At 68.8% G+C, this 20,553-nt stretch carries 22 protein-coding genes; 15 read left to right on the top strand and 7 right to left on the bottom strand.

The annotated features are described in order from the left end of the window. Window positions 1-46: 46 nt before the first annotated feature. Window positions 47-1,129 (bottom strand): DUF4349 domain-containing protein, encoded by a 1,083-nt coding sequence (locus tag AC2D10_RS03605; protein WP_484710503.1) that lies wholly within the window; start codon window positions 1,127-1,129, stop codon window positions 47-49. Further along, complete coding sequence (locus AC2D10_RS03600; protein ID WP_484711800.1) at window positions 1,126-1,683, bottom strand: RNA polymerase sigma factor; 558 nt, start codon at window positions 1,681-1,683, stop codon at window positions 1,126-1,128. The genes AC2D10_RS03605 and AC2D10_RS03600 overlap by 4 nt, the downstream gene beginning before the upstream one ends. A 241-nt stretch (window positions 1,684-1,924) precedes the next feature. On the opposite strand from AC2D10_RS03600, the gene AC2D10_RS03595 reads away from it, so the two are divergent. Further along, entirely contained in the window at window positions 1,925-2,944 is a 1,020-nt protein-coding gene (locus AC2D10_RS03595) for a TerC family protein (RefSeq protein ID WP_484710502.1), read from the top strand. 12 nt (window positions 2,945-2,956) lie between these two features. On the opposite strand, the gene AC2D10_RS03590 is transcribed toward AC2D10_RS03595, so the two are convergent. After that, window positions 2,957-3,553 (bottom strand): LON peptidase substrate-binding domain-containing protein, encoded by a 597-nt coding sequence (locus AC2D10_RS03590; protein ID WP_484710501.1) that lies wholly within the window; start codon window positions 3,551-3,553, stop codon window positions 2,957-2,959. A gap of 36 nt (window positions 3,554-3,589) precedes the next feature. On the opposite strand from AC2D10_RS03590, the gene AC2D10_RS03585 reads away from it, so the two are divergent. After that, entirely contained in the window at window positions 3,590-4,087 is a 498-nt protein-coding gene (locus AC2D10_RS03585) for a DUF427 domain-containing protein (protein WP_484710500.1), read from the top strand. Between the two features lie 21 nt (window positions 4,088-4,108). Here the strand turns inward: AC2D10_RS03585 and AC2D10_RS03580 are convergent, their stop codons facing one another. Next, window positions 4,109-5,422, bottom strand: a complete 1,314-nt coding sequence (locus tag AC2D10_RS03580; protein WP_484710499.1) for an LLM class flavin-dependent oxidoreductase — start codon at window positions 5,420-5,422, stop codon at window positions 4,109-4,111. Beyond that, on the bottom strand, window positions 5,419-6,714 hold the full coding sequence (locus AC2D10_RS03575) for an O-acetylhomoserine aminocarboxypropyltransferase/cysteine synthase family protein (protein ID WP_484710498.1): 1,296 nt from the start codon (window positions 6,712-6,714) through the stop codon (window positions 5,419-5,421). The genes AC2D10_RS03580 and AC2D10_RS03575 overlap by 4 nt, the downstream gene beginning before the upstream one ends. Window positions 6,715-6,901: 187 nt before the next feature. On the opposite strand from AC2D10_RS03575, the gene leuC reads away from it, so the two are divergent. The 6 genes from leuC (at window position 6,902) to AC2D10_RS03545 (ending at window position 13,261) form a co-directional block, all read left to right on the top strand. Next, a complete protein-coding gene (gene leuC, locus AC2D10_RS03570) occupies window positions 6,902-8,353 on the top strand; it encodes a 3-isopropylmalate dehydratase large subunit (protein ID WP_484710496.1) in 1,452 nt (483 codons plus the stop codon). A 2-nt stretch (window positions 8,354-8,355) separates the two neighbouring features. Next, on the top strand, window positions 8,356-8,952 hold the full coding sequence (leuD, locus tag AC2D10_RS03565) for a 3-isopropylmalate dehydratase small subunit (RefSeq protein ID WP_484710495.1): 597 nt from the start codon (window positions 8,356-8,358) through the stop codon (window positions 8,950-8,952). Between the two features lie 69 nt (window positions 8,953-9,021). Further along, the gene (gene murA / locus AC2D10_RS03560; protein WP_484710494.1) at window positions 9,022-10,389 is read left to right on the top strand and encodes a UDP-N-acetylglucosamine 1-carboxyvinyltransferase; all 1,368 of its coding nucleotides are present in this window, start codon (window positions 9,022-9,024) and stop codon (window positions 10,387-10,389) included. 5 nt (window positions 10,390-10,394) lie between these two features. Beyond that, the gene (locus AC2D10_RS03555) at window positions 10,395-11,150 is read left to right on the top strand and encodes a lysophospholipid acyltransferase family protein (protein ID WP_484710493.1); all 756 of its coding nucleotides are present in this window, start codon (window positions 10,395-10,397) and stop codon (window positions 11,148-11,150) included. Then, window positions 11,140-12,273, top strand: coding sequence for an NAD(P)H-dependent glycerol-3-phosphate dehydrogenase (locus AC2D10_RS03550; protein ID WP_484710492.1), 1,134 nt, complete (start codon window positions 11,140-11,142; stop codon window positions 12,271-12,273). Before AC2D10_RS03555 ends, AC2D10_RS03550 begins: the two co-directional genes overlap by 11 nt. Continuing rightward, window positions 12,179-13,261 (top strand): D-alanine--D-alanine ligase family protein, encoded by a 1,083-nt coding sequence (locus AC2D10_RS03545; protein ID WP_484710491.1) that lies wholly within the window; start codon window positions 12,179-12,181, stop codon window positions 13,259-13,261. The genes AC2D10_RS03550 and AC2D10_RS03545 overlap by 95 nt, the downstream gene beginning before the upstream one ends. A 3-nt stretch (window positions 13,262-13,264) precedes the next feature. Here AC2D10_RS03545 and AC2D10_RS03540 read toward each other — a convergent pair whose 3' ends face one another. Then, complete coding sequence (locus AC2D10_RS03540) at window positions 13,265-13,747, bottom strand: DUF3515 family protein (protein WP_484710489.1); 483 nt, start codon at window positions 13,745-13,747, stop codon at window positions 13,265-13,267. A 23-nt stretch (window positions 13,748-13,770) separates the two neighbouring features. Between AC2D10_RS03540 and thiL the strand changes: the two genes are divergently transcribed. Further along, the gene (gene thiL, locus AC2D10_RS03535) at window positions 13,771-14,769 is read left to right on the top strand and encodes a thiamine-phosphate kinase (RefSeq protein WP_484710488.1); all 999 of its coding nucleotides are present in this window, start codon (window positions 13,771-13,773) and stop codon (window positions 14,767-14,769) included. Here thiL and rsmD read toward each other — a convergent pair. Beyond that, window positions 14,739-15,350: a 16S rRNA (guanine(966)-N(2))-methyltransferase RsmD gene (rsmD, locus tag AC2D10_RS03530; protein ID WP_484710486.1), complete on the bottom strand. Its 612-nt coding sequence runs from the start codon at window positions 15,348-15,350 to the stop codon at window positions 14,739-14,741. The two genes, thiL and rsmD, sit on opposite strands and share 31 nt — an antisense overlap. 61 nt (window positions 15,351-15,411) lie before the next feature. On the opposite strand from rsmD, the gene AC2D10_RS03525 reads away from it, so the two are divergent. The 6 genes from AC2D10_RS03525 (at window position 15,412) to mutM (ending at window position 20,550) form a co-directional block, all read left to right on the top strand. Continuing rightward, a complete protein-coding gene (locus tag AC2D10_RS03525; RefSeq protein WP_484710485.1) occupies window positions 15,412-17,598 on the top strand; it encodes an ATP-dependent DNA helicase RecG in 2,187 nt (728 codons plus the stop codon). Window positions 17,599-17,649: 51 nt separating this feature from the next. Further along, window positions 17,650-18,147, top strand: coding sequence for a pantetheine-phosphate adenylyltransferase (gene coaD, locus AC2D10_RS03520; protein WP_484710484.1), 498 nt, complete (start codon window positions 17,650-17,652; stop codon window positions 18,145-18,147). 74 nt (window positions 18,148-18,221) lie between these two features. Then, window positions 18,222-18,770 (top strand): YceD family protein, encoded by a 549-nt coding sequence (locus tag AC2D10_RS03515; RefSeq protein WP_484711799.1) that lies wholly within the window; start codon window positions 18,222-18,224, stop codon window positions 18,768-18,770. 2 nt (window positions 18,771-18,772) lie between these two features. Continuing rightward, the gene (gene rpmF / locus AC2D10_RS03510) at window positions 18,773-18,982 is read left to right on the top strand and encodes a 50S ribosomal protein L32 (RefSeq protein ID WP_102191973.1); all 210 of its coding nucleotides are present in this window, start codon (window positions 18,773-18,775) and stop codon (window positions 18,980-18,982) included. 16 nt (window positions 18,983-18,998) lie between these two features. Next, entirely contained in the window at window positions 18,999-19,691 is a 693-nt protein-coding gene (rnc, locus tag AC2D10_RS03505) for a ribonuclease III (RefSeq protein WP_484710483.1), read from the top strand. Next, on the top strand, window positions 19,684-20,550 hold the full coding sequence (mutM, locus tag AC2D10_RS03500) for a bifunctional DNA-formamidopyrimidine glycosylase/DNA-(apurinic or apyrimidinic site) lyase (RefSeq protein ID WP_484710482.1): 867 nt from the start codon (window positions 19,684-19,686) through the stop codon (window positions 20,548-20,550). The genes rnc and mutM overlap by 8 nt, the downstream gene beginning before the upstream one ends. The last annotated feature ends 3 nt before the right edge of the window (window positions 20,551-20,553 follow it).

The following is a 20,553-nucleotide window of genomic DNA, read 5'->3' as shown; positions in this document are numbered from 1 at the left end:
TCCCGAGGGCTTTCGTCGTTTCCGGTGCGTTCCCGACCGCGCCGGATCAGGCGCGGCGGCGCCGTATCGTCCGACGGATGAACCACACCACCAGCACGATCACTCCGGCGATGGCGGCCCAGGGGAGGATGAAACCGAGCGCGATCACGACCGCGTTCAGCGACACGATCAGCCCGTTCCACCCGGCCAGCAGGCCGTCGCCGAACCCGGCGGGATCTGCGGTCGTGGTGCTCGCGGCGAGCGTGAGCTGCACCTGGAGCGATGACATCGCGACCTGGTCCTCGAGGGCGGCGAGCTGCTGCTCGTAGGACTCCAGCTGCGCCTGACGCTCCGTGAGGGCGACCTCCGCCTCGATGAGCTCCGCCACGCTGCCGGACTGGGCCATCAGCTCGGTGAGGCGCGTCACCGATGCCTGCGTGGCGTCGACGCGTGCTCGCAGATCGATGGCGACCGAGGTCACGTCCTGCTGTGACGTCGATGAGGAGACCACCTCGCCGGTGTCGCCGAGTGCGGTGATCACTGTCGGCAGGTCAGCCGACGGCACACGGATGCTGATCCAGCCGGAGGACGCACCCGTCGGTGCGGGCACCGACTCGTCATCCGTCGCGAGCGACCGCCCGATCTCCGTGCTCTCGACGTAGCCGCCGTTGTCCTCGGCCAGCGCGCGGATCTCCACCGTCGCGCCCGCGATGTCCTCGACCTCGACGGTGGCGGACGCGGTGGCGATGATCTCACGGTCGCCGGTGGCCGAGTCCGCTCCGACCTGCGTGGAACTGCTGCTGTCTGCTGCAGCCGACTGGTCCGGGGCCATCTCGGCACCGCGGTCGGGCGCGCCCACCCCGGCCTCGGGCACGGCCACGCTCGGCAGGGAGCCGGCGTCGCTCGCGCTCGTCGTGGATCCGCCGCCGACGGCGCCGAGGATCGGGGGAGTGACGAGCACCCCCACAACGAATGCCGCGGCAACGCCGACGCCGGTGAGCCAGCGTCGTCGTCGCTGTCGGGCGCGCGCGCCAGCGGTGTTCACCGGCTGACGCTCGCCCGCGATCTCATCGAAGACGGCGTTCTCGATGCGGAGCACGGCCGCATCCGACAGCGTCGGAAGGGCATCGGTGCGGGACTGGTCGTTCATGCGTCTCTCACTTCCTGGACGGCGCCTCGCAGCTGCGTGCGCACTCGCGAGAGACGGTTCCGGACGACGGCGTGACTCACACCCAGCTCTTCCGCCGCCGCCTGATAGGCATAGCCCTCCGACGCGCAGAGGCGGAAGATCTCGCGATCGAGCTCGCTCAACGTGCCGACCTCGGCGGCGATCCGTGCGGCGAGGGCCGCCGTGATCACCTGCTCCTCGACACTGACAGTGTCGGGCAGGTCCTCATCGAGGGCGTCGGTGGTGTGCGCCTGATCCCGACGTCGCTGACGCAGCCTGTTCGCGGCCTGGAAGCGGCAGATCGTCGCAAGCCAAGGCAGGATCGACTCTCCCTGCAGCTCGAAGCCCGGCAGCTTCCGCCATGCGACCACGAAGGTCTCCTGCGTCACATCCTCGGCGTCGGCGGGCGATGCGAGGATGCCGTGGGCGATCCAGTACACAGGACGCACGTGCGCGCGGTAGAGCTCGCGGAAGGCGCTCTCGTCACCCGCCGCGGCCTGCGCCGCCCATCTCTGATCACTCGTCTGCACGGTCATCCCGTTCCGTTCGGTGTCTCTCACCAGGGAAGTGTCGAGGACGAGCCCATCGTCTCAGAATCGACGGCGGACCCGACAGCCCGGCAGGGGCTACGATGGTCCACGCGAGAGGGAGTATCCCGAATCCGCGCGTAACGTCATCACGAGCACCGCCATCGCTGCTCCGGGCGCGCGCCGCACACTGTGCGGGGGAGAGACTCTCGAAAAATCGTCGACCTCTCTCGAAAGGCGCAGTGCGCGCGTGAACATCCCCGTCTGGTTCGAAGTCGGCTCTCTGGTCGTGCTCATCGTCATCCTCATCGGTGACCTGATGCTGGTGCGTCTGCGGCCGCACATCCCCTCCACGAAGGAGTCCACTCTCTGGGTGGCGTTCTACGTCGGACTCGCTCTCGCGTTCGCGGGGCTGCTGTACGCGGTGGCGGGAGGACAGTACGCCGGTGAATTCCTGACCGGGTGGGCGCTGGAGTACAGCCTGTCGATCGACAACCTCTTCGTCTTCGTGCTCATCATGGCGCAGTTCGCGGTGCCGCGACGCCTGCAGCAGATGGTGCTCATGGTCGGGATCATCATCGCGCTGGTGCTGCGCGGTCTGTTCATCCTGCTCGGTGTGACGATCATCGAGAACTTCTCGCCGATCTTCTACATCTTCGGCGCCTTCCTGATCTACACCGCCATCAAGCAGGCCATGCCCGAGGGCGACCACGACGGCGAGGTGAAGCGCGAGAACTTCATCGTCCGTCTGCTCCGCCGTCGCATCGACATCAGCGACGAGTACGACGGCAACAAGCTGCGCACGATGGTCGACGGCAAGCGGGTCTGGACGCCGATGGTGATCGTGTTCGTCGCGATCGGCGTGACCGACCTGATGTTCGCGATCGACTCGATCCCTGCGATCTTCAGCATCACCCAGAACAGCTTCCTGGTGTTCACGGCGAACATCTTCGCGCTGATGGGTCTCCGCCAGCTGTACTTCCTGCTGGGCGACCTGCTGGACCGCCTGCGGTACCTGCACTACGGCATCGCGATCATCCTCGGTTTCATCGGCGTGAAGCTGATCCTGCACGCGATGCACGAGAACGAGCTGCCGTTCATCAACAACGGCGAGCACATCGAGTGGGCGCCCGACATCCCCATCTGGCTCTCGCTGACCGTGATCGTGGTCGCCATGGCCGGTGCCACGATCGCCAGCCTCGTCGCCTCGTCTCGCGAGACGCGGGCGGCGAAGAAGACGGCGATCGTCGACCGAGACTCGCTCAGCTGATCGCAGGACCACTCACTCAGCTGACCAGAGGAGTTCTGCCTCGATCGTGAGGTCGATGACCTGACGAAGCAGGGCCCCGGCCGTCGTCGACTGCAGCAGCGTGTACCTGTCGTATTCGCCGAGTGGAGCGATGGCCGCGAGCTGCCACGCGGCGGCGAGCGGGTCGTCGGAGAGTTCGGTGTCGGCATCCCACCGCGCCTCGGGCGCGCGCCCGAGCGTGCGTCGCACGAGCGCCTCGGCTTCGTCGCGCAGCGGGGTGAGGGCGTCGTTCCACTCGAACTCCGGCAGCGGCGTGACCTCGGCACGGGGATAGGGGTCGTCGTCCAGCCACCTCTCGATCGTGAAGCGCTCCGTGCCGACCGCGACGGTGTGCAGCATCTCCGCACCCGCGGCGACGCTGACCAGCCGAGCCGTCGTGCCGATGCTGCTGCGCCGATCGCCGCCGCCGACCTCGTGGCCTCGCTCGATGAGGACGACGCCGAACTCCGCGTCGTCCTCATCGAGGAGCCGCCCGATCATGGTGAGGTATCGCGGCTCGAACACGCGCAGCGCGAGTGGGGTGTGCGGAAAGAGCACCGAGCCGAGCGGAAACATCGGTATCGCGATCATGACCCCAGTCAACACCGAGAGACGTACAGTGAACAGATGCGCAGACCCACACCCGTCGCCCCGGCTCCCGGACAGGAATCCGTCTGGGACTATCCGAGGCCGCCGCGGGTCGAGCAGGTCCCGGAACGCGTCACCATCCGTCTCGGCGGTGAGCTGATCGCCGACACGCGCAACGCGGTCCGGGTGCTCGAGACGAGCCACCCTCCGGTCTACTACCTTCCGATCGCTGACTTCGCCGCGGGAGCTCTGACGGGTTCCTCCGGCACATCGTTCTGCGAGTTCAAGGGTGCCGCGCGCTACTTCGATGTGCGCGGCGGAGGTATCGTGCGCGACGGCGTGGCGTGGAACTACCCGCAGCCGTCTTGCGGGTTCGAGGCTCTGACCGACCGGGTCGCCGTGTATGCGGGGCCGATGGACGAGTGCATCGTGGGCGATGAGGTCGTCACCCCGCAGCCGGGCGGGTTCTACGGCGGGTGGGTCACGTCGTCGGTCGTCGGACCGTTCAAGGGCATTCCCGGCTCACTCGGCTGGTAGCAGTCCGGCGCGCGCGCTCGCTCAGAATGCGCGCAGGTTCGCCTGCAGACCCCCGTCGATGTACTCACGGCGGAGGATGCCGCGGCGACGCAGGATCGGGACGAGTTCGTCGAGTGTGCGGTGCAGGGTCACCGGGTGGAAGTCGCCCCACAGCAGCACACCGTCGTTGCCCCACTCGCCGAGCTCCTCGATCAGGTCGGCGAACTCCTCGGCGGTGCCGACGAATCCCGTGCGATCACTGATCCGTCCCGTGCGCGCGAGCGCGGTCAGGTGTGCTCGAAGCGGTGCATCCTCGCCCCGATCGCCGACCAGCCGCTGAATGCTGCCGCGCGAGACGTGCGCTCCGAAGATCGACAGGTCCAACGGCCGGTCGAGATCGAGCGCCGTGAGGTCGGTCTCGAGATCACTCGACTGCTTGCGGGCGATCTGCTGCAGGGCGGCGTCATCGGGATGCGCCGATGCCGCCACGATCCGGTCGGCTTCCTCTGCGGACGAGGTGATCACGGGCTGGATGGTAAACAGGATCTTGATGTCCTCGGCGCGGCGCCCTGCGGCGACGGCGGCATCATGGATCTTGGCGCGGTATGCGCGCACGGACGCCTCGTCCAGCGGCGCGAGCGCGAGCTGTACGTCGGAGTTCTCACCGGCGAAGCCGAATCCCCGCCCGGATCCGCCGGGTGAGACGATCGCGGGCTCGCCGGAGGGGAAGGGCAGCGCGTTCAGCGGACCGTCGAACGCGAAGTGTGCGCCGCGGTGTCGCACGGGCCGCAGCTTCGAGCCGTCCGCGTACACGTCGGTGTCGCGGTCGCGCACGAGCGCGCCGTCGTCCCAGCTGTGCCAGAGCGAGCGGATGCCGTCGAGCCACTCCGTCGCGCGATCGTAGGCCTCGTCGTGCCCGAGCTGGTCCGCGGCCGAGAAGTGCCGTGCGCTGCCGGTGTCGGTCACGACGTTGAGCCCCAGGCGATGACCGCTCAGATGCTGCAGCGTCGCGAACTGCCGGGCAGCCGTGTACGGCAGAAAGGCGGCGGGGTTCACGGTCGGGACCACGCCGAGGTGCCGCGTCGCCTGGAACAGATAGGGCGCCAGCAGCAGTGGGTCGTGCTTCGGACCGCCGAACGCGTGGCGGATGCGCAGGTCGAGGGTCTCCGCAGACCCCAGTGACGGGGCGTCCTCGATGATGACAAGGTCGAAGCCGGCCTGCTCGAGCGTGCGGGCGGCCTCCTGATAGATCTCGGGTCGTGTCCAGTCGTAGTCCCACTCGAGGGCGGGATATCCCCAGCCCTGCGGGCCGAACCCGCGTGCGAGGAACCAGCCGAAGTGCTGAAGACGGCTCATGCCACCGTCTCCGGCACGGCCTGCAGCACCTGCGCGAGGTCCCCGATCAGGTCATCGACGTCTTCGATGCCGATCGACAGCCGCAGCGTTCCGGGGCGGATGCCGAGCACCTCCCGCTCCGCTTCGGAGCGCTGCGCGTGACTGGTCGATCCCGGGTGCAGGACCAGGGAGCGCACGTCGCCGATGTGGGTCATGTGCGTGAACACCCGCACCTGCTCGACGAAGCGCCGCGCCGCCGGCAGCCCGTCGCGCAGGGTGATGGTGAAGATCGATCCGAAGCCCCCGTCGAGGTAGTGCTGCGCCTTCGCGTGATCGGGGTGCGACTCGAGCCCGGCGTAGTCCACGCTCTCGACCTCGTCCCTCCCCTCCAGCCAGCGCGCGATCTCGAGCGCGTTGCGGGACTGACGCTCCACGCGCAATCCGAGAGTCTCGGTGCCCTGGCCGATCAGGAACGCGTTCAGCGGAGACGGCGAGGCGCCGAAGCGCGGAGCTACCGACTCGCGGGCGTACGCGATGCGGGCGCTGCCGCCGTGGCGCGCCACCACACTCGGCAGGCCGCCGCGCCCCGGCAGCACCAGGTGCGGGGCATTGTGGCCGGCGCGTTCGGCGTCGAAGCGCCCGTCGTCGATGACCACGCCGCCGAGCACCGACCCGTGACCGGCGAGGAACTTCGAGGCGGAGTGCACCACCATCGCAGCACCGTGCTCGATCGGGCGCAGCAGATACGGCGTGGCGATCGTGTTGTCGACGATCAGGGGGATGGCCGCGTCGTCGCCGATCGCGCTGACGGCCCGGATGTCGAGGATGTCATTGCGGGCGTTCGCGATCGACTCCGCGAACAGCGCCCGGGTGTTCGGCCGGATCGCGGAGCGCCAGGCCTCCGGATCGCCGATGTCGTCCACGAATGTGGTCTCGATCCCGAGGCGCGCGAGATTGTCGAGCAGGAGCCCGCGGGTCCCCTCGTAGATGTGCGTCGAGCTGACGATGTGATCGCCGGCCCCGGCGACCGTGAGCAGAGCCGTCGAGACGGCGGCCTGGCCGCTCGCCACCAGTACCGCGTCGACGCCGGACTCGAGGGCGGCCAGCTGGCGCTCGACGGCCCGGACGGTCGGATTGCCCGTGCGCGTGTATCCGAATCCCGACCCGGTTCCGAAGTGGTCGGCGGCGTGGTCGAAGTCCTCGAACTCGAAGCCCGCGGTCAGGTAGATCGGGGTGGCACGAGATGCGGCGGTCTCGCGCACGCGACCGGCGTGGACCGCTCGGGTGACGAAACGCGGGGAGTCGACGGTCATGCGGAGCCTCTCGATCATTCGGGTGACATCGAGAGTGTCACGGCGCGTCATCGGCCGGTGAAGCGGTGGTAATCTGACGTCATGCGGATCGTGCTCCTTCTTAGCGGCCGCGACGAGACCTCGTTCTGAGCCCCTCCTCGTCGCGGAGTCCACTGCGGGCCGAACCGCCATCCTCAGGAGACACGCCATGAACACCCCCGCAGTCCGCGCCGATCACGGCCGCCCCCGCACGCTCGCCGAGAAGGTGTGGGACGACCACCTCGTGCTCAAGGGCGAGAACGGCGAGCCCGACCTGATCTACATCGACCTCCACCTCGTGCACGAGGTCACCAGCCCTCAGGCGTTCGACGGTCTGCGCAGCGAGAAGCGTCCGCTGCGCCGCCTCGACCTCACCATCGCCACGGAGGACCACAACACTCCGACATGGGAGATCGACAAGCCGATCGCGGATCTGACGAGCCGCACGCAGATCGAGACTCTGCGCCGCAACGCCGCCGAGTTCGGCGTGCGTCTGCATTCGCTGGGCGACGCGGAGCAGGGGATCGTCCACGTGGTCGGTCCGCAGCTCGGACTGACGATGCCCGGCATCACGGTCGTCTGCGGCGACTCGCACACCTCCACCCACGGCGCCTTCGGCGCGATGGCGTTCGGGATCGGCACCAGCGAGGTCGAGCACGTGATGGCCACGCAGACGCTGCCGCTGAAGCCGTTCAAGACCATGGCCATCACGGTGGAGGGCACGTTGCGCCCCGGCGTGACGGCGAAGGACATCATCCTGGCCGTGATCGCCGAGATCACCACCGGCGGCGGCCAGGGGTACGTGCTGGAGTTCCGGGGCAGCGCGATCCGCGCGCTGTCGATGGAGGGCCGCATGACCATCTGCAACATGTCGATCGAGGCCGGCGCCCGCGCCGGCATGGTCGCGCCCGACGAGACGACGTTCGCCTACCTGAAGGGCCGACAGCACGCGCCCGAGGGGCAGGACTGGGATGACGCGGTGGCCTACTGGCGCACGCTTCCCACCGACGAGGACGCGCAGTTCGACGCCGAGGTGTTCATCGACGCCGACGAGCTCGAGCCCTTCGTGACCTGGGGCACGAACCCCGGTCAGGGCAGCTCGCTGTCGGCGTCCGTGCCGGATCCGAGCGACATCGAGGACGCGAACGAGCGGGCGGCCGCCGAGCGCGCGCTCGAGTACATGGACCTCGCACCCGGCACTCCGCTGAAGGAGGTTCCGGTGGATGCGGTCTTCATGGGCTCGTGCACGAACAGCCGCATCGAGGATCTGCGTGCCTTCGCCTCGATCATCGAGGGCAAGAAGAAGGCCGACGGCGTCCGCGTCATGGTCGTGCCCGGCTCCGCCCGCGTGCGTCTTGAGGCCGAGGCCGAGGGCCTCGACCGCATCATCAAGGACTTCGGTGCGGAATGGCGCTTCGCGGGATGCTCGATGTGCCTGGGCATGAACCCCGACCAGCTGGCCCCGGGGGAGCGCTGCGCCTCGACCTCGAATCGCAACTTCGAGGGCCGCCAGGGCAAGGGCGGGCGCACTCACCTGGTGTCGCCGCTCGTCGCCGCGGCGACCGCGATCCGCGGCACGCTGTCGAGTCCGAGCGATCTGCTGATCGAGGAAGGGATCTGACCATGGAGAAGTTCCTCACCCACACCGGGATCGCCGCACCGCTCAAGCGGTCCAACGTCGACACCGACCAGATCATCCCCGCCGTGTTCCTCAAGCGGGTCACCAAGACCGGCTTCGAGGACGCGCTCTTCCACGAGTGGCGCCGGGACCCGGAATTCGTGCTGAACCAGCCGTCGTTCGCCGGCGCGTCGGTGCTCGTCGCCGGGGCCGACTTCGGCACCGGATCGAGTCGTGAGCACGCGGTCTGGGCGCTTCGCGATTTCGGCTTCACCGTCGTCCTCAGCCCCCGATTCGCCGACATCTTCCGCGGGAACTCGGGCAAGCAGGGTCTGCTCGCGGCCACGATCTCTGAGGAGGATCTCGAGCGCATCTGGGCCGAGATCGACCGGAATCCCGGCACGACGATCACGGTCGACCTCGAGGCACGCACTGCCACGATCGGCGACGTCCAGGCCGACATCATGATCGACGATTACACTAGATGGCGGCTCCTCGAAGGGCTCGATGACATCGGGCTCACCCTGCGCAACGAAGACAAGATCACGCAGTTCGAGGCCCGTCGCGAGTCGTGGCGGCCCCGCACTCTCCCTGTTCGATAAGACGGGAGAAGACGGGTGGGCCAGGGTGGCATCCGCCTCCCGATTTCCGTGAATGAAGTGAGGCTCCGAATGACGACACCCGTGCGCGATGCTCTTCCGGACGGAGTCCCCGCTCTCACCGGCGACGTGCTCGCCATCCGAGGTGGGCGCCCTCTCCGCGGTCGCGTCGACGTCAAGGGTGCGAAGAACCTCGCCACTAAGGCGATGGTGGCATCGCTGCTCGGTGAGACGGTCAGCACCCTGCGCGACGTCCCCGCCATCAGCGACGTCGCCGTGGTGCGCTCTCTGCTCGAGGTGCACGGCGTCCGCGTCAGCGAGGGTGACGAGCCCGGTTCGCTGCGGTTCGATCCCAGCGACGTCGAGTCCGCGCACTTCGAGGAGATCGACGCGCATGCGGGTGCCTCGCGCATCCCGATCCTGTTCTGCGGCCCACTCCTGCATCGTCTGGGTCAGGCCTTCATCCCGGACCTCGGCGGCTGCCGCATCGGCGACCGGCCGATCGACTTCCACCTCGATGCGCTGCGCAAGTTCGGCGCCATCGTCGAGAAGCTCCCCAGCGGCATCCGCCTCTCCACCGGCGGGCACCGTCTGCACGGCGCGAACATTCACCTTCCGTACCCGAGCGTGGGCGCCACCGAGCAGGTGCTGCTCACGGCCGTGCGCGCCGAGGGCGTCACTGAGCTCCGCAACGCCGCGATCGAACCCGAGATCATGGATCTCATCGCGGTGCTGCAGAAGATGGGCGCCATCATCTCGTACGAGCCCAACCGGGTCATCGTCATCGAGGGCGTCGAGAAGCTGCGTGGCTACGACCACCGCTCGATCTTCGACCGGAACGAGGCGGCGTCCTGGGCGTCCGCCGCTCTGGCGACGGACGGTGAGATCTTCGTCGGCGGCGCCAAGCAGCAGGAGATGCTCACGTTCCTCAACGTCTTCCGCAAGGCAGGCGGATGGTTCGACATCCAGGAGGACGGGATCCTTTTCCGTCGCGACGGCGAGCTCAAGCCCGTGGTGATCGAGACCGACGTGCACCCCGGCTTCATGACGGATTGGCAGCAGCCCCTCGTGGTCGCGCTGACGCAGGCGAACGGCCGCTCGGTCGTGCACGAGACGGTCTACGAGAACCGCCTCGGCTTCACTGAGGCACTGGTCAAGATGGGCGCCGACATCGTCGTGCATCCGCGCGGCCTGCAGGACGGACCCCGCCGAGTGCCGCGTCGCGACCTCGAGCAGGCGGCCGTGATCACCGGACCGACGCCGCTGCACGCCGCCGACATCGTCGTGCCGGACCTGCGCGGCGGCTACAGCCACGTGATCGCGGCGCTCACGGCGTCCGGCGAGTCTCAGGTCTCCGGCGTCGACATCCTCAGCCGCGGATACGAGAAGTTCCTCGCCAAGCTCGACGCGGTCGGCGCCGACTTCGACGTCATCCGGTGACCGGCATGGGTGCCAGGTCACCGGAGACGACGCGACCGAGCGTCTTCTGGCCGCTCGCCGCTGTCGCCGTGCCGTTGATCTCGCTGCTCGCGAAGATCCGCATCACGGGTGCCGAGAAGCTTCCGCGCGAGGGAGCATTCGTCCTCGCGCCGAACCACTACTCGGAGTTCGATCCGCTGATCGTGGCACTCGCCGTCTGGCGCATCGGCCGCGCGCCGCGGTTCATGGCGAAGGAAAGCCTGTTCAAGGTCCCCGTCCTCGGATGGTTTCTCACCCGCACGGGCATGATCCCCGTGGCGCGCACCTCCTCGGCCGCCTCGGCGAAGCTCACGATGAAGCAGTCCGAGGCTCTCGTCGAGCACGGACGCGGCGTGATCGTCTACCCCGAGGGCACGCTCACCCGTGATCCCGAGCTGTGGCCGATGCGTGGCAAGTCGGGCGCCGTGCGTCTGGCGCTGGCCGACGGCATCCCGCTGATCCCGATGGCCCAGTGGGGAACGCAGGAGATCATGAGGCGGTATCAGAAGGGCCTCAGCCTGTGGCCGCTGCGCAAGCCCGTCCGTGTGCTGGTGGGCGACCCCGTGGACGTCTCGGACCTGCGCGGACGCGCCGGGGAGCAGGCGGCGCTCAACGAGGCCACCACCCGTCTGATGAACGCCATCACCGAGCTGCTCGAGGAGCTCCGCGGCGAGAAGGCTCCCGCTGAACGCTGGAACCCCTCGACCCACGGCCAGAAGGAGACGGGTCGCCTTGACTCCTAAGAGAACCGTCGCGACCGGTCCGCGGGTGACCGTGATCGGTGCCGGCAGCTGGGGGACGACGTTCGGCAAGATCCTCGCCGACGGCGGCGCGCAGGTGACGATGTGGGCCCGTCGCGCCGAACTCGCGCACGAGATCGACGAGGCGAAGCGCAACTCCCGGTACCTGCCGGGGATCAATCTGCCGCGCTCGATGGCCGCGACGCACGAGCTCGCCACCGCTCTGCAGGGTGCGGAGCAGGTGTATCTCTCGGTGCCGAGCCAGTCCCTGCGCGAGAACCTGAAGGCGCTCCGCCCGTTGCTGGTCGACACCGACGCCAAGATCATCAGCCTGATGAAGGGCGTCGAGCGCACCACGGGTCTGCGCATGAGCCAGGTGATCCACCAGGAGCTGCGCTGCGACCCTGACCGCATCGCCGTCGCCTCCGGTCCGAACCTCGCGCTCGAGATCGCCCGCGAGCAGCCGACCGCCGCCGTCATCTCCTCGCGCAGCCAGGAGACGGCCGAGATCGTCGCCCGCGCCGCCCGCAACAGCTACTTCCGCACGTTCGTCAACACCGACGTGATCGGAACCGAGTTCGGCGGCGTCCTGAAGAACCTGATCGCGGTGGCCATCGGCATCGTCGACGGCGTCGGCTACGGCGAGAACACCAAGGCCTCGATCATCACGCGGGGCCTCGTCGAGATGACCGACTTCGCGGTCGCCAACGGCGCGCATCCCGAGACGCTGCAGGGTCTGGCCGGTCTGGGCGACCTGATCGCCACCTGCCAGTCGCCGCTCAGCCGCAACAACACGGCGGGGCGTCTGCTCGGACAGGGATACAGCTTCCAGGATGTCGTGAAGCAGATGCAGCAGACCGCCGAGGGGCTCGCCTCCGTCGCGCCGATCCTGCAGCTGGCTCGCGAATCCGACGTGCACATGCCCATCGTCGAACAGGTGAAGATGGTGCTCGACGGGAAGATGGACCCCCGCGACATCGCACCCCACCTGACCACCGACGACGACACCCCGCAAGGGGAGAGGACCAACCATGGACAAGCAGACGGTGGTGGTGCTCTTCGGAGGGCGCTCCAGCGAGCATTCGATCAGTTCCGCCACGGCGGGGGGCGTGCTGGGCGCGATTGACCGCGACCGTTACGCGGTGATCCCGGTGGGGATCACGCGCGAAGGCGCGTTCGTCCTGGAGGACGACGACCCGGCGAAGTTCCCCCTCGACGCCGAGCACCTCCCGGAGGTCGTCGACAACGGCAGCAGGGTGCGCTGGCCGGAGCCCGGCGGCGACCGGACGCTGCGGGTGGTGCGCGCCGACGGTTCGCTCGAGGACCTCGGTGAGATCGACATCGTGCTGCCGATCCTGCACGGCACGCACGGCGAGGACGGCACCATCCAGGGGTACTTCGACACCCTCGAGATCCCGTACGCCGGAGGCGGCGTGCTCGACTCGGCGCTCTGCATGGACAAGCACTTCATGAAGATCGCCCTGCAGGCCGCGGGAATCGCCGTGGCGCCGTGGGTGACCGTGCGGAGTCGGCAGTGGCAGGCGGACGCTACATCGGTGCGCTCCGCGGTCGCCGATCTCGGCCTGCCGCTGTTCGTGAAGCCCGCACGCGCGGGTTCCAGCGTCGGCGTCTCGAAGGTCGACGCGCCCGAGGACCTCGATGCCGCTCTGGCTCTGGCCTTCTTCGAGGACGAGAAGGTGCTGATCGAGACGGGTGTGATCGGACGCGAGATCGAGGTCGCGATCCTCGAGAGTGCCGACGGTACGCGCGCCTCGCTCCCGGGCGAGATCGTGCTGACCTCGCGCGGCTTCTACGACTTCGAGGGCAAGTACCTCGGGGGCGACGGCGTCGACGTGGTCTGTCCTGCGGATCTGTCCGACGCCGAGGTGGCCGCCATCCAGGACATCGGTGTGCGTGCCTTCGAGGCGGTCGACGGGCGCGGTCTCGCCCGCGTCGACATGTTCCTGACAACGGCGGGTGACCTCGTCGTGAACGAGCTCAACACGATGCCGGGGTTCACACCGATCTCGATGTTCCCGAAGTGCTGGGTCGCCTCCGGGCTCGGCTACGGCGAGCTGATCTCCGAGCTGATCGAAGCCGGCCTGCGACGCTGACGCTCAGCTCGCGGGCGCGTCCACGCGGTCGGTGCACTTCGCGGTGGCGGGGGCGAGCCCTGCCTGGATGTTCGACGAGAGCGAGTCGACGATCGTGGCGAAGTCGATCTCCTCGCCGCGCTTGATCGTCACCTCGATCGCGGGCTCGCGGCCATAGGTCACCAGGCGCTGCCGGTTCTGCTCCTGCTCCAGCACCAGCCAGTCGACGCCGCCGAGCGTGGTGCACACCAGGGCGGAGGGGGCCGGGGGCTCCACGCCGCAGCGCAGTGCGATCGTCGGGTCGCCCCATGCGCCGGTCGCCTGGGCATCGGTCCACACCCGCTCGAAGCCTCCGACGTTGTCGGGCAGCAAAACCGCCACCGTCGCGCATCCCGGATCATTCGCGTCCTCGGCGGGCTCGAGGTGCACGGTGGTCGAGCAGCCGGACAGCAGAGCGGCCGCGATCACCGCGCCGGCGGCGGCTGCGAGACGGCGAGGACGAAGCATGCTTACAGGCTACCTTTGACAGCATGTCCTCCCGACCCGAAGCCGATGACCCGCGCCTGGGAGATCTCTCCGAGGGGCGCATCCTGCAGGCGATCCTGTCGCGCACCGCGCAGGCGACGCACACGCTGATCGGCCCGGGCGACGACGCCGCGGTGATCGCTGCTCCCTCGGGCACGGTGGTGGCGACGACGGACACCCTCGTGCACGGCCCGGACTTCCGTCTGGCGTGGACGAGCGGATACGACCTGGGCTGGAAGTCCGCCGCCGTCAACCTCGCCGACATCGCGGCGATGGGTGCCACGCCCACGGCGCTGCTCGTCGCGCTGGCGATCCCTCGCGACCTGCGGCTGTCGTTCGTCGAGAGGCTGGCGGACGGCTTCCGTGAAGCGTGCGCCGCTCTCGCGCCGGGCTGCGCCGTCGTCGGTGGCGACCTGACCACGTCTGACGTCCTCACCGTCGCGGTGACGGCGCTGGGTGACCTCGGAGGTCGGCGCGCCGTCACGCGCTCCGGGGCCCGTGTCGGCGACGTCGTGGCGGTGGCCGGCGAGCTCGGGCACGCGGCACGAGGACTGTCCATCCTGTTCGGACGATTCACCGACGCCGACGGGGCACCCGTGCCGGTCGACGCATCGCAGCTCGCGGCGGGGGAGCGCGGCGCGCTCTCGGCGCAGCTGCGGCCGTCGCCGCCGATCGGTCTCGGTCCGGTTGCGGCGACCGCCGGCGCGACGGCGATGATGGACATCTCCGACGGGCTCGCGCTCGACGCGCGTCGGCTCGCTGACGCGTCGGGGATCACGATCGCGCTCGACCGCGCAGCGCTCGGCCCTGACCCCGACCTCGCTCTGGCCGGTGGTGAGGACCACGCGCTGCTGGCGACCTTCCCGCCCGACGTGCTCGCACCCGGGTTCCGCGTGATCGGTGTGGTGCGCGAGCGCGGTCAGTGCGAGCTGGTCTGCGACGATCGACCGGTGGATGCCGCCGGATGGGATCCCTACCGCGACTGGGATTCGGCCGCGGGCTGATCTGTCTCGTCCGCGGTCTCGGCGGGCGGGCTCGCCCACCAGAGCGTCGTGTCGCCGTAGTTCTTCTCTCGGATCAGTTCGAGACCCGCCGAAACGAGCGCCGGGGCCTTCGACCGCTTGGCCCGCTCGATGACCACCAGGGCATCGGGGGCGAGCAGCGGCGCCAGGAGCCGCAGATCGTCGTCCATCGCCGCATCCTCGAGATCGTACGGAGGATCGGTGAACACGAGGTCGAAGGGGCCGGCGGCTCGCTGCAGATATGCGCGTACGGAGCTCTCGTGCAGACGCGCAGACGACGTCACCCCGGCCCGTTGCACGCTCGCGATGTTCCGCCGGATGACGGCCGCCGCGGCCCGACCGCTCTCGACCAGCTCGACGCTCACGGCGCCGCGACTGAGCGACTCGAGACCGAGTGCGCCGGAGCCCGCGTACAGGTCGAGCACGCGGGCTCCCGCGATGGCATCGGCGGACTCCAGCGAGCCGAACAGCGACTCCCGCACGCGGTCGCTCGTGGGTCGGGTACCGGCGCTGGGGACGTCGAGGCGCGCCCCGCCGGCACGGCCGGAGATGATCCTAGTCACTCGACCACGATACCCACCGCCGGGCGATCGGGGTGTCGGCGGGGTTCCCTAGACTCGGAGCATGTCGCTCACGCTGGATTCGTCGATCGAGGAAGCCCTGGGTGCGGCCTCCGCCAAGTCGCTCGACCGCGCCTTCGGCATGGCCACGGTCGGCGACCTGCTCTCGCACTATCCGCGGCGATACGCCGATCCGGGCGAGCTGACGCCCATCCGCGATCTGCCTCTCGGCGAGACCGTCACCATCGTCGCCGAAGTGTTGTCCTCGAGCTTCCGCCGCATGCGCAACCGGCCGGGAGCGATGGTCGACGTCGTGATCGGCGACGGCATCGGGCGCATGTCGCTGACCTTCTTCGTGAAGAACGCCGGTGCGGCCGAGTGGCGGTCGAAGGACCTCGCGGTCGGCCGTCGCGGTGTGTTCTCGGGCAAGGTGGGGATGTTCAACAACGTCACCCAGTTCGCCCATCCCGAATACGAGCTCTTCGACGACGAGGACTCAGCGCGTCGCCGAGCCGACGCACGGTCCGCGGTGCCGATCCCGATCTATCCGGCGACGTCGGCTCTTCAGACCTGGCAGATTGCCCGGCTCATCGGCCGCGTGCTCGACGACCTCGCGGCCATTCCCGATCCGCTCCCCGAGTCGGTGCGTGAGCGCGAGGAGCTTCTGACCGCAGCGGTCGCCCTCGAGCACATCCATCGCCCCCGCACCAAGAACGACATCGACCCGGCCGTACGCACGCTGCGCATGCATGAGGCGCTCACGCTGCAGACGGCGCTCCTGCAGCAGCGCAGCGCGGTGCGCGCACTCTCGGCCACTCCGCGCGCGGCGACGCCGGGCGGACTCCTCGAGCGTTTCGACGCGACGCTTCCCTACACGCTCACCCCCGACCAGGAGACGGTGGGGGCGCAGATCGCCGTCGATCTGGTGGGGGACTGGCCCATGAACCGGCTGGTCCAGGGCGAGGTCGGCTCGGGCAAGACCCTCGTCGCCCTGCGTGCGATGCTGCAGGTCGCCGAGAGCGGCGGGCAGGCGGCGCTCATCGCGCCGACCGAGGTGCTGGCGGGTCAGCACCTGCGCTCGATCACGAAGATGCTCGGCCCGGAACTCGCCCCGCTCGTCATGCCGACGCTGCTGACCGGCCAGATGCCCGCGGCGGACCGGCGTCGGGCGGCGCTGCGCGTGGCCTCGGGGCAGGCGCTGATCGTGGTCGGGACCCATGCGCTGCTGGGGGAGAAGACCACGTTCGCCGATCTGGGACTCGTCGTCGTCGACGAGCAGCATCGCTTCGGGGTCGAGCAGCGCGAGGCCCTGCGAGCCAAGGGGTCCAGCCCGCACGCCCTGGTGCTGACGGCCACGCCGATCCCGCGCACCGTGGCGATGACGGTGTTCGGCGACCTCGACACCTCGGTCATCCGTACCATGCCGGCTGGTCGCGCCGGCATCGAGTCCTTCGTCGCTCCTCTCGCCGAGCATCCCGGCTGGTTCAACCGCGTCTGGGAGCGCGCCGCCGAAGAGATCGCCCAGGGCCGGCAGGTCTTCGCCGTGTGCGCGGCCATCGACACGACGAAGAAGGCGGCGGAGGCGGCCGAACCGGCCTCACCCGCACCGACCCTGGCACCCGAAGGGGGGAACGGCCCGCGCTGGGGTGTCGTGCAACTCGACGAGGTGCTCGCGACGCACCCCACTCTCGGCGGTGTCCGCCGCGCCGTGCTGCATGGGCGCATGCCCTCCGACGAGAAGGATGCCGTGATGCAGGCATTCGCCCGCGGAGAGATCGACCTGCTGGTCGCCACGACCGTGATCGAAGTCGGTGTCGACGTGCCCAACGCCTCGACCATGATCGTCCTCGACGCCGACCGCTTCGGTGTCTCGCAGCTGCATCAGCTCCGCGGCCGTGTCGGCCGAGGCGGCGTTCCAGGGCTGTGTCTGCTCGTGACCGAGGCCGAGGCCGGCTCGGTGGCGCGCGAGCGTGTCGATGCCGTCGCCGCCACTCTCGACGGCTTCGCGTTGGCGGAGGTCGATCTCGAGCTCCGCGGTGAGGGAGACGTGCTCGGCGCCGCGCAGGCGGGTGTCCGCTCCTCCCTCAAGCTCCTGCGGGTCGTGAAGGACGCGGGGCTCATCGCGCAGGCCCGCGACATCGCCGAGCAGATCCTCGCCGACGATCCCGACCTCGCCCGGCACGACGGCCTCCGCGAGGTCATCGGTCGTCGCGTCACCGACGCCGATCGCGCGGCCCTCGCCAAGAACTGATGCCGCCTCGCGCTCAGCGTGCTCATTCGCGGCGTGCCCTAGGGTGGGATCATGAGCAGCAGGATCGCCGTCGTCCCGGGTTCCTTCGATCCGCCCACTCTGGGCCACCTGGATGTGATCCGCCGAGCGGCCAGTCTCTTCGACGAGCTGCACGTACTGGTGGTGCACAATCCGGGCAAAGAGGCGATGCTGCCGATCGCGCAGCGCCTCACCCTGCTCGAGCGCTCGATCGCCGATGACGGCATGGCCGGCAACATCGTGATCGGCTCCTGGAGCATGGGTCTCCTGGTCGACTACGCCCGTGACGTGAACGCCGGGGTCCTGGTCAAGGGCATCCGCTCGCAGATCGACGTCGCCTATGAGTCACCGATGGCGATCGTCAACCGCCACCTCGCCGACATCGAGACCGTGTTCCTGCTGCCCGACCCGGCCCACGCAATGGTGTCCAGCTCGCTCGTGCGTCAGGTCGCCTCGCTCGGCGGCGACGTGTCACCGTTCGTCCCGCCCGCGGTGGCGGCATTCCTCGACACCGGGTCGCGCGGCATCTGACCGAGCGAGTCGGCGGCGGGCGTACTGATGCCGCGTTCAGGAGGAGCCGGTACGATTGACGGGTGCGCTCCCGACTGAACGGCCCTTTCGTCCTGCCCGCCCGCGACATCGTCCGGCGTCCGGGCGAGATGCGCGAGCATGAGTTCTCGGTCACCCTTCCCGAAGCCTGGGGCGAGGGGATCGTGGCCCTCGACGCAGGCAGCCAGCTCGATCTCGACGTGCGACTCGAGTCCGTCCACGAGGGCATTCTCGTCACCGGAACGGTCGACGGAGAGTACTCCGGCGTGTGCGGAAGATGCCTGATCGACATCGTTCGGCCCGTCGAAGTCGAGTTCCAGGAGCTTTTCGCGTATCCTGGTGAGGAAGAAACTGACTTCGAGGTTCAAGACGACCACGTGGATCTTGAAACTCTGGTCAGGGATGCGACTGTTTTGTCGCTTCCTTTTCAGCCGGTGTGCCAGCCGGATTGCCCGGGTCTCGACCCGCAGACGGGTGAACGACTGGCCGTGAGCACCGACAAGGAGCAGGCGGCTCCCATCGATCCTCGGTGGAGCGCGCTGCAACAGATCACAGACCAAGACGGCACCGGAGAATCGCGTGCCGCCGAGAAAGAAGAGAGCTAGTCATGGCTGGTAACCCCCCGAAGCGCAAGGTATCCCGTTCGAACACCCGGTCGCGCCGCGCGCAGTGGAAGGCGGCGCCCATCGCCCTCGTGAAGACGATCGAGAACGGCCAGACCGTCTACAGCCGTCCTCACCAGGCGAAGGTCGTCACCGACTCGCAGGGCACCGAGCTGTTCCTCGAGTACAAGGGTCGCAAGGTCGCCGACGTCTGAGCCTCGAGCTAAGACTGTGACGGAGGTCCCCGGGGGGACGCGACCTCTCCCAGAAAAGCTCCGCGTCGAGATCGACGCGGAGCTTCTGGAGTTGGCGCTGACTCATCGCTCGTACGCGTACGAGCACGGGGGCCTTCCGCACAACGAGCGCCTCGAGTTCCTGGGCGACTCCGTCCTCGGGCAGGCCGTCACGGTAATGCTGTTCACCACGCACCCCGATCTGTCCGAAGGCCAGCTGGCCAAGCGGCGGGCGAGCGTGGTGTCGACCATCGCTCTCGCAGAGGTGGCGCGCGGCATAGACCTCGGCAGTCATCTGCTGCTGGGTCGTGGCGAGGAACAGACCGGCGGTCGCGACAAGGACTCCATCCTGGCCGACACGATGGAAGCCGTCATCGGAGCGACGTATCTCTCCGCCGGCCCTGAGGCCGCGACCGATCTCGTGCTTCGCCTGACCGCACCGCTGCTCGCGGACCCCGAGCGCTACGGCGCCGCGATGGACCCGAAGACGAGCCTGCAGGAACTCGCGGCCCGTGTGGGATCGAGCCCGCCGGAGTACCTCATCGAGGCCAGCGGCCCGGATCACGATCGCCGGTTCACGGCGACGGTGATCGTGGGCGACGTGCGCATGCGCGGTGTCGGCAGCAGCAAGAAGACGGCCGAGATGGCCGCTGCACTCAGCGCCTGGCGCATGCTCAGCGAGCGTGCCTGAGCTTCCCGAGGTCGAGGTCGTCCGTGCCGGACTGGCGCCCGCGGCGGTCGACTCGGTCATCACCGCGGTCAGCGTCTTCGATGAGCGCGCACTGACCCGTCACACACCGGGCGCCGCCGACTTCGTCGCGCGGCTCGAAGGGCGCTCGTTCACGGGAGCGTCGCGTCGCGGCAAGTTCCTCTGGCTACCGCTCGACACCGATGACTCCGCGTTGATCGCGCATCTGGGCATGAGCGGGCAGATGCTGCTGCGCGCGCCCGATGCTCCGCCCGAACGGCACGAGCGGGTGCGGATCAACCTCGAGCATCCCACCCACGGCGAACTGGCGGTGGTGTTCGCCGACCAACGCACGTTCGGATCGCTGGCGGTTGACGCTCTCGTGGTCGACGGCGCCTCCCTCATTCCCTCGCAGGTGACCCACATCGCCCGAGATCCTCTCGACGTGCTGTTCGACGACCAGCAGTTCCGAGTCGATCTGGCCCGGCGCGGCAGCGCGATCAAGCGTGTGCTGCTCGACCAGGGGGTGATCAGCGGCATCGGCAACATCTACGCCGACGAGTCGCTCTGGGCCTCTCGCATCCACCCCGAGACGCCGGCATCGTCGCTCTCGACCCAGGCTGTGCGGCGACTTCTCGCAGAAGTGCGGGCGGTGCTCGTCAAGGCGTTGGCCGAGGGCGGCACCAGCTTTGACGCACAGTACGTGAACGTGAACGGACAGGCCGGCTACTTCGCTCATTCGCTCAATGCGTACGGCCGCGGTGGCAAGCCCTGCCCCCGCTGCGGTACAGCGATCCGACGCGAGGCGTTCATGAACCGGTCGAGCCACTACTGTCCGCGCTGCCAGCGACGCGTTCGCTGATCC

This window comes from Microbacterium sp. PI-SA-G, from assembly GCF_057215335.1.
The sequence above is the reverse complement of the archived record's forward strand: the minus strand, read 5'-3'. Positions and strand labels throughout refer to the sequence as shown.

What these genes read in the sequence shown, in the direction of transcription:
- thiL (WP_484710488.1), top strand. Translation starts at nt 13,771, where the DNA reads ATGTCCTCCCGACCCGAAGCCGATGACCCGCGCCTGGGAGATCTCTCC.
- AC2D10_RS03525 (WP_484710485.1), top strand. Translation starts at nt 15,412, where the DNA reads ATGTCGCTCACGCTGGATTCGTCGATCGAGGAAGCCCTGGGTGCGGCC.
- AC2D10_RS03555 (WP_484710493.1), top strand. Translation starts at nt 10,395, where the DNA reads ATGGGTGCCAGGTCACCGGAGACGACGCGACCGAGCGTCTTCTGGCCG.
- AC2D10_RS03540 (WP_484710489.1), bottom strand. Translation starts at nt 13,747, where the DNA reads ATGCTTCGTCCTCGCCGTCTCGCAGCCGCCGCCGGCGCGGTGATCGCG.
- AC2D10_RS03545 (WP_484710491.1), top strand. Translation starts at nt 12,179, where the DNA reads ATGGACAAGCAGACGGTGGTGGTGCTCTTCGGAGGGCGCTCCAGCGAG.
- leuD (WP_484710495.1), top strand. Translation starts at nt 8,356, where the DNA reads ATGGAGAAGTTCCTCACCCACACCGGGATCGCCGCACCGCTCAAGCGG.
- AC2D10_RS03590 (WP_484710501.1), bottom strand. Translation starts at nt 3,553, where the DNA reads ATGATCGCGATACCGATGTTTCCGCTCGGCTCGGTGCTCTTTCCGCAC.
- AC2D10_RS03580 (WP_484710499.1), bottom strand. Translation starts at nt 5,422, where the DNA reads ATGAGCCGTCTTCAGCACTTCGGCTGGTTCCTCGCACGCGGGTTCGGC.
- leuC (WP_484710496.1), top strand. Translation starts at nt 6,902, where the DNA reads ATGAACACCCCCGCAGTCCGCGCCGATCACGGCCGCCCCCGCACGCTC.
- coaD (WP_484710484.1), top strand. Translation starts at nt 17,650, where the DNA reads ATGAGCAGCAGGATCGCCGTCGTCCCGGGTTCCTTCGATCCGCCCACT.
- AC2D10_RS03585 (WP_484710500.1), top strand. Translation starts at nt 3,590, where the DNA reads ATGCGCAGACCCACACCCGTCGCCCCGGCTCCCGGACAGGAATCCGTC.
- rpmF (WP_102191973.1), top strand. Translation starts at nt 18,773, where the DNA reads ATGGCTGGTAACCCCCCGAAGCGCAAGGTATCCCGTTCGAACACCCGG.
- AC2D10_RS03575 (WP_484710498.1), bottom strand. Translation starts at nt 6,714, where the DNA reads ATGACCGTCGACTCCCCGCGTTTCGTCACCCGAGCGGTCCACGCCGGT.
- AC2D10_RS03605 (WP_484710503.1), bottom strand. Translation starts at nt 1,129, where the DNA reads ATGAACGACCAGTCCCGCACCGATGCCCTTCCGACGCTGTCGGATGCG.
- AC2D10_RS03600 (WP_484711800.1), bottom strand. Translation starts at nt 1,683, where the DNA reads ATGACCGTGCAGACGAGTGATCAGAGATGGGCGGCGCAGGCCGCGGCG.
- murA (WP_484710494.1), top strand. Translation starts at nt 9,022, where the DNA reads ATGACGACACCCGTGCGCGATGCTCTTCCGGACGGAGTCCCCGCTCTC.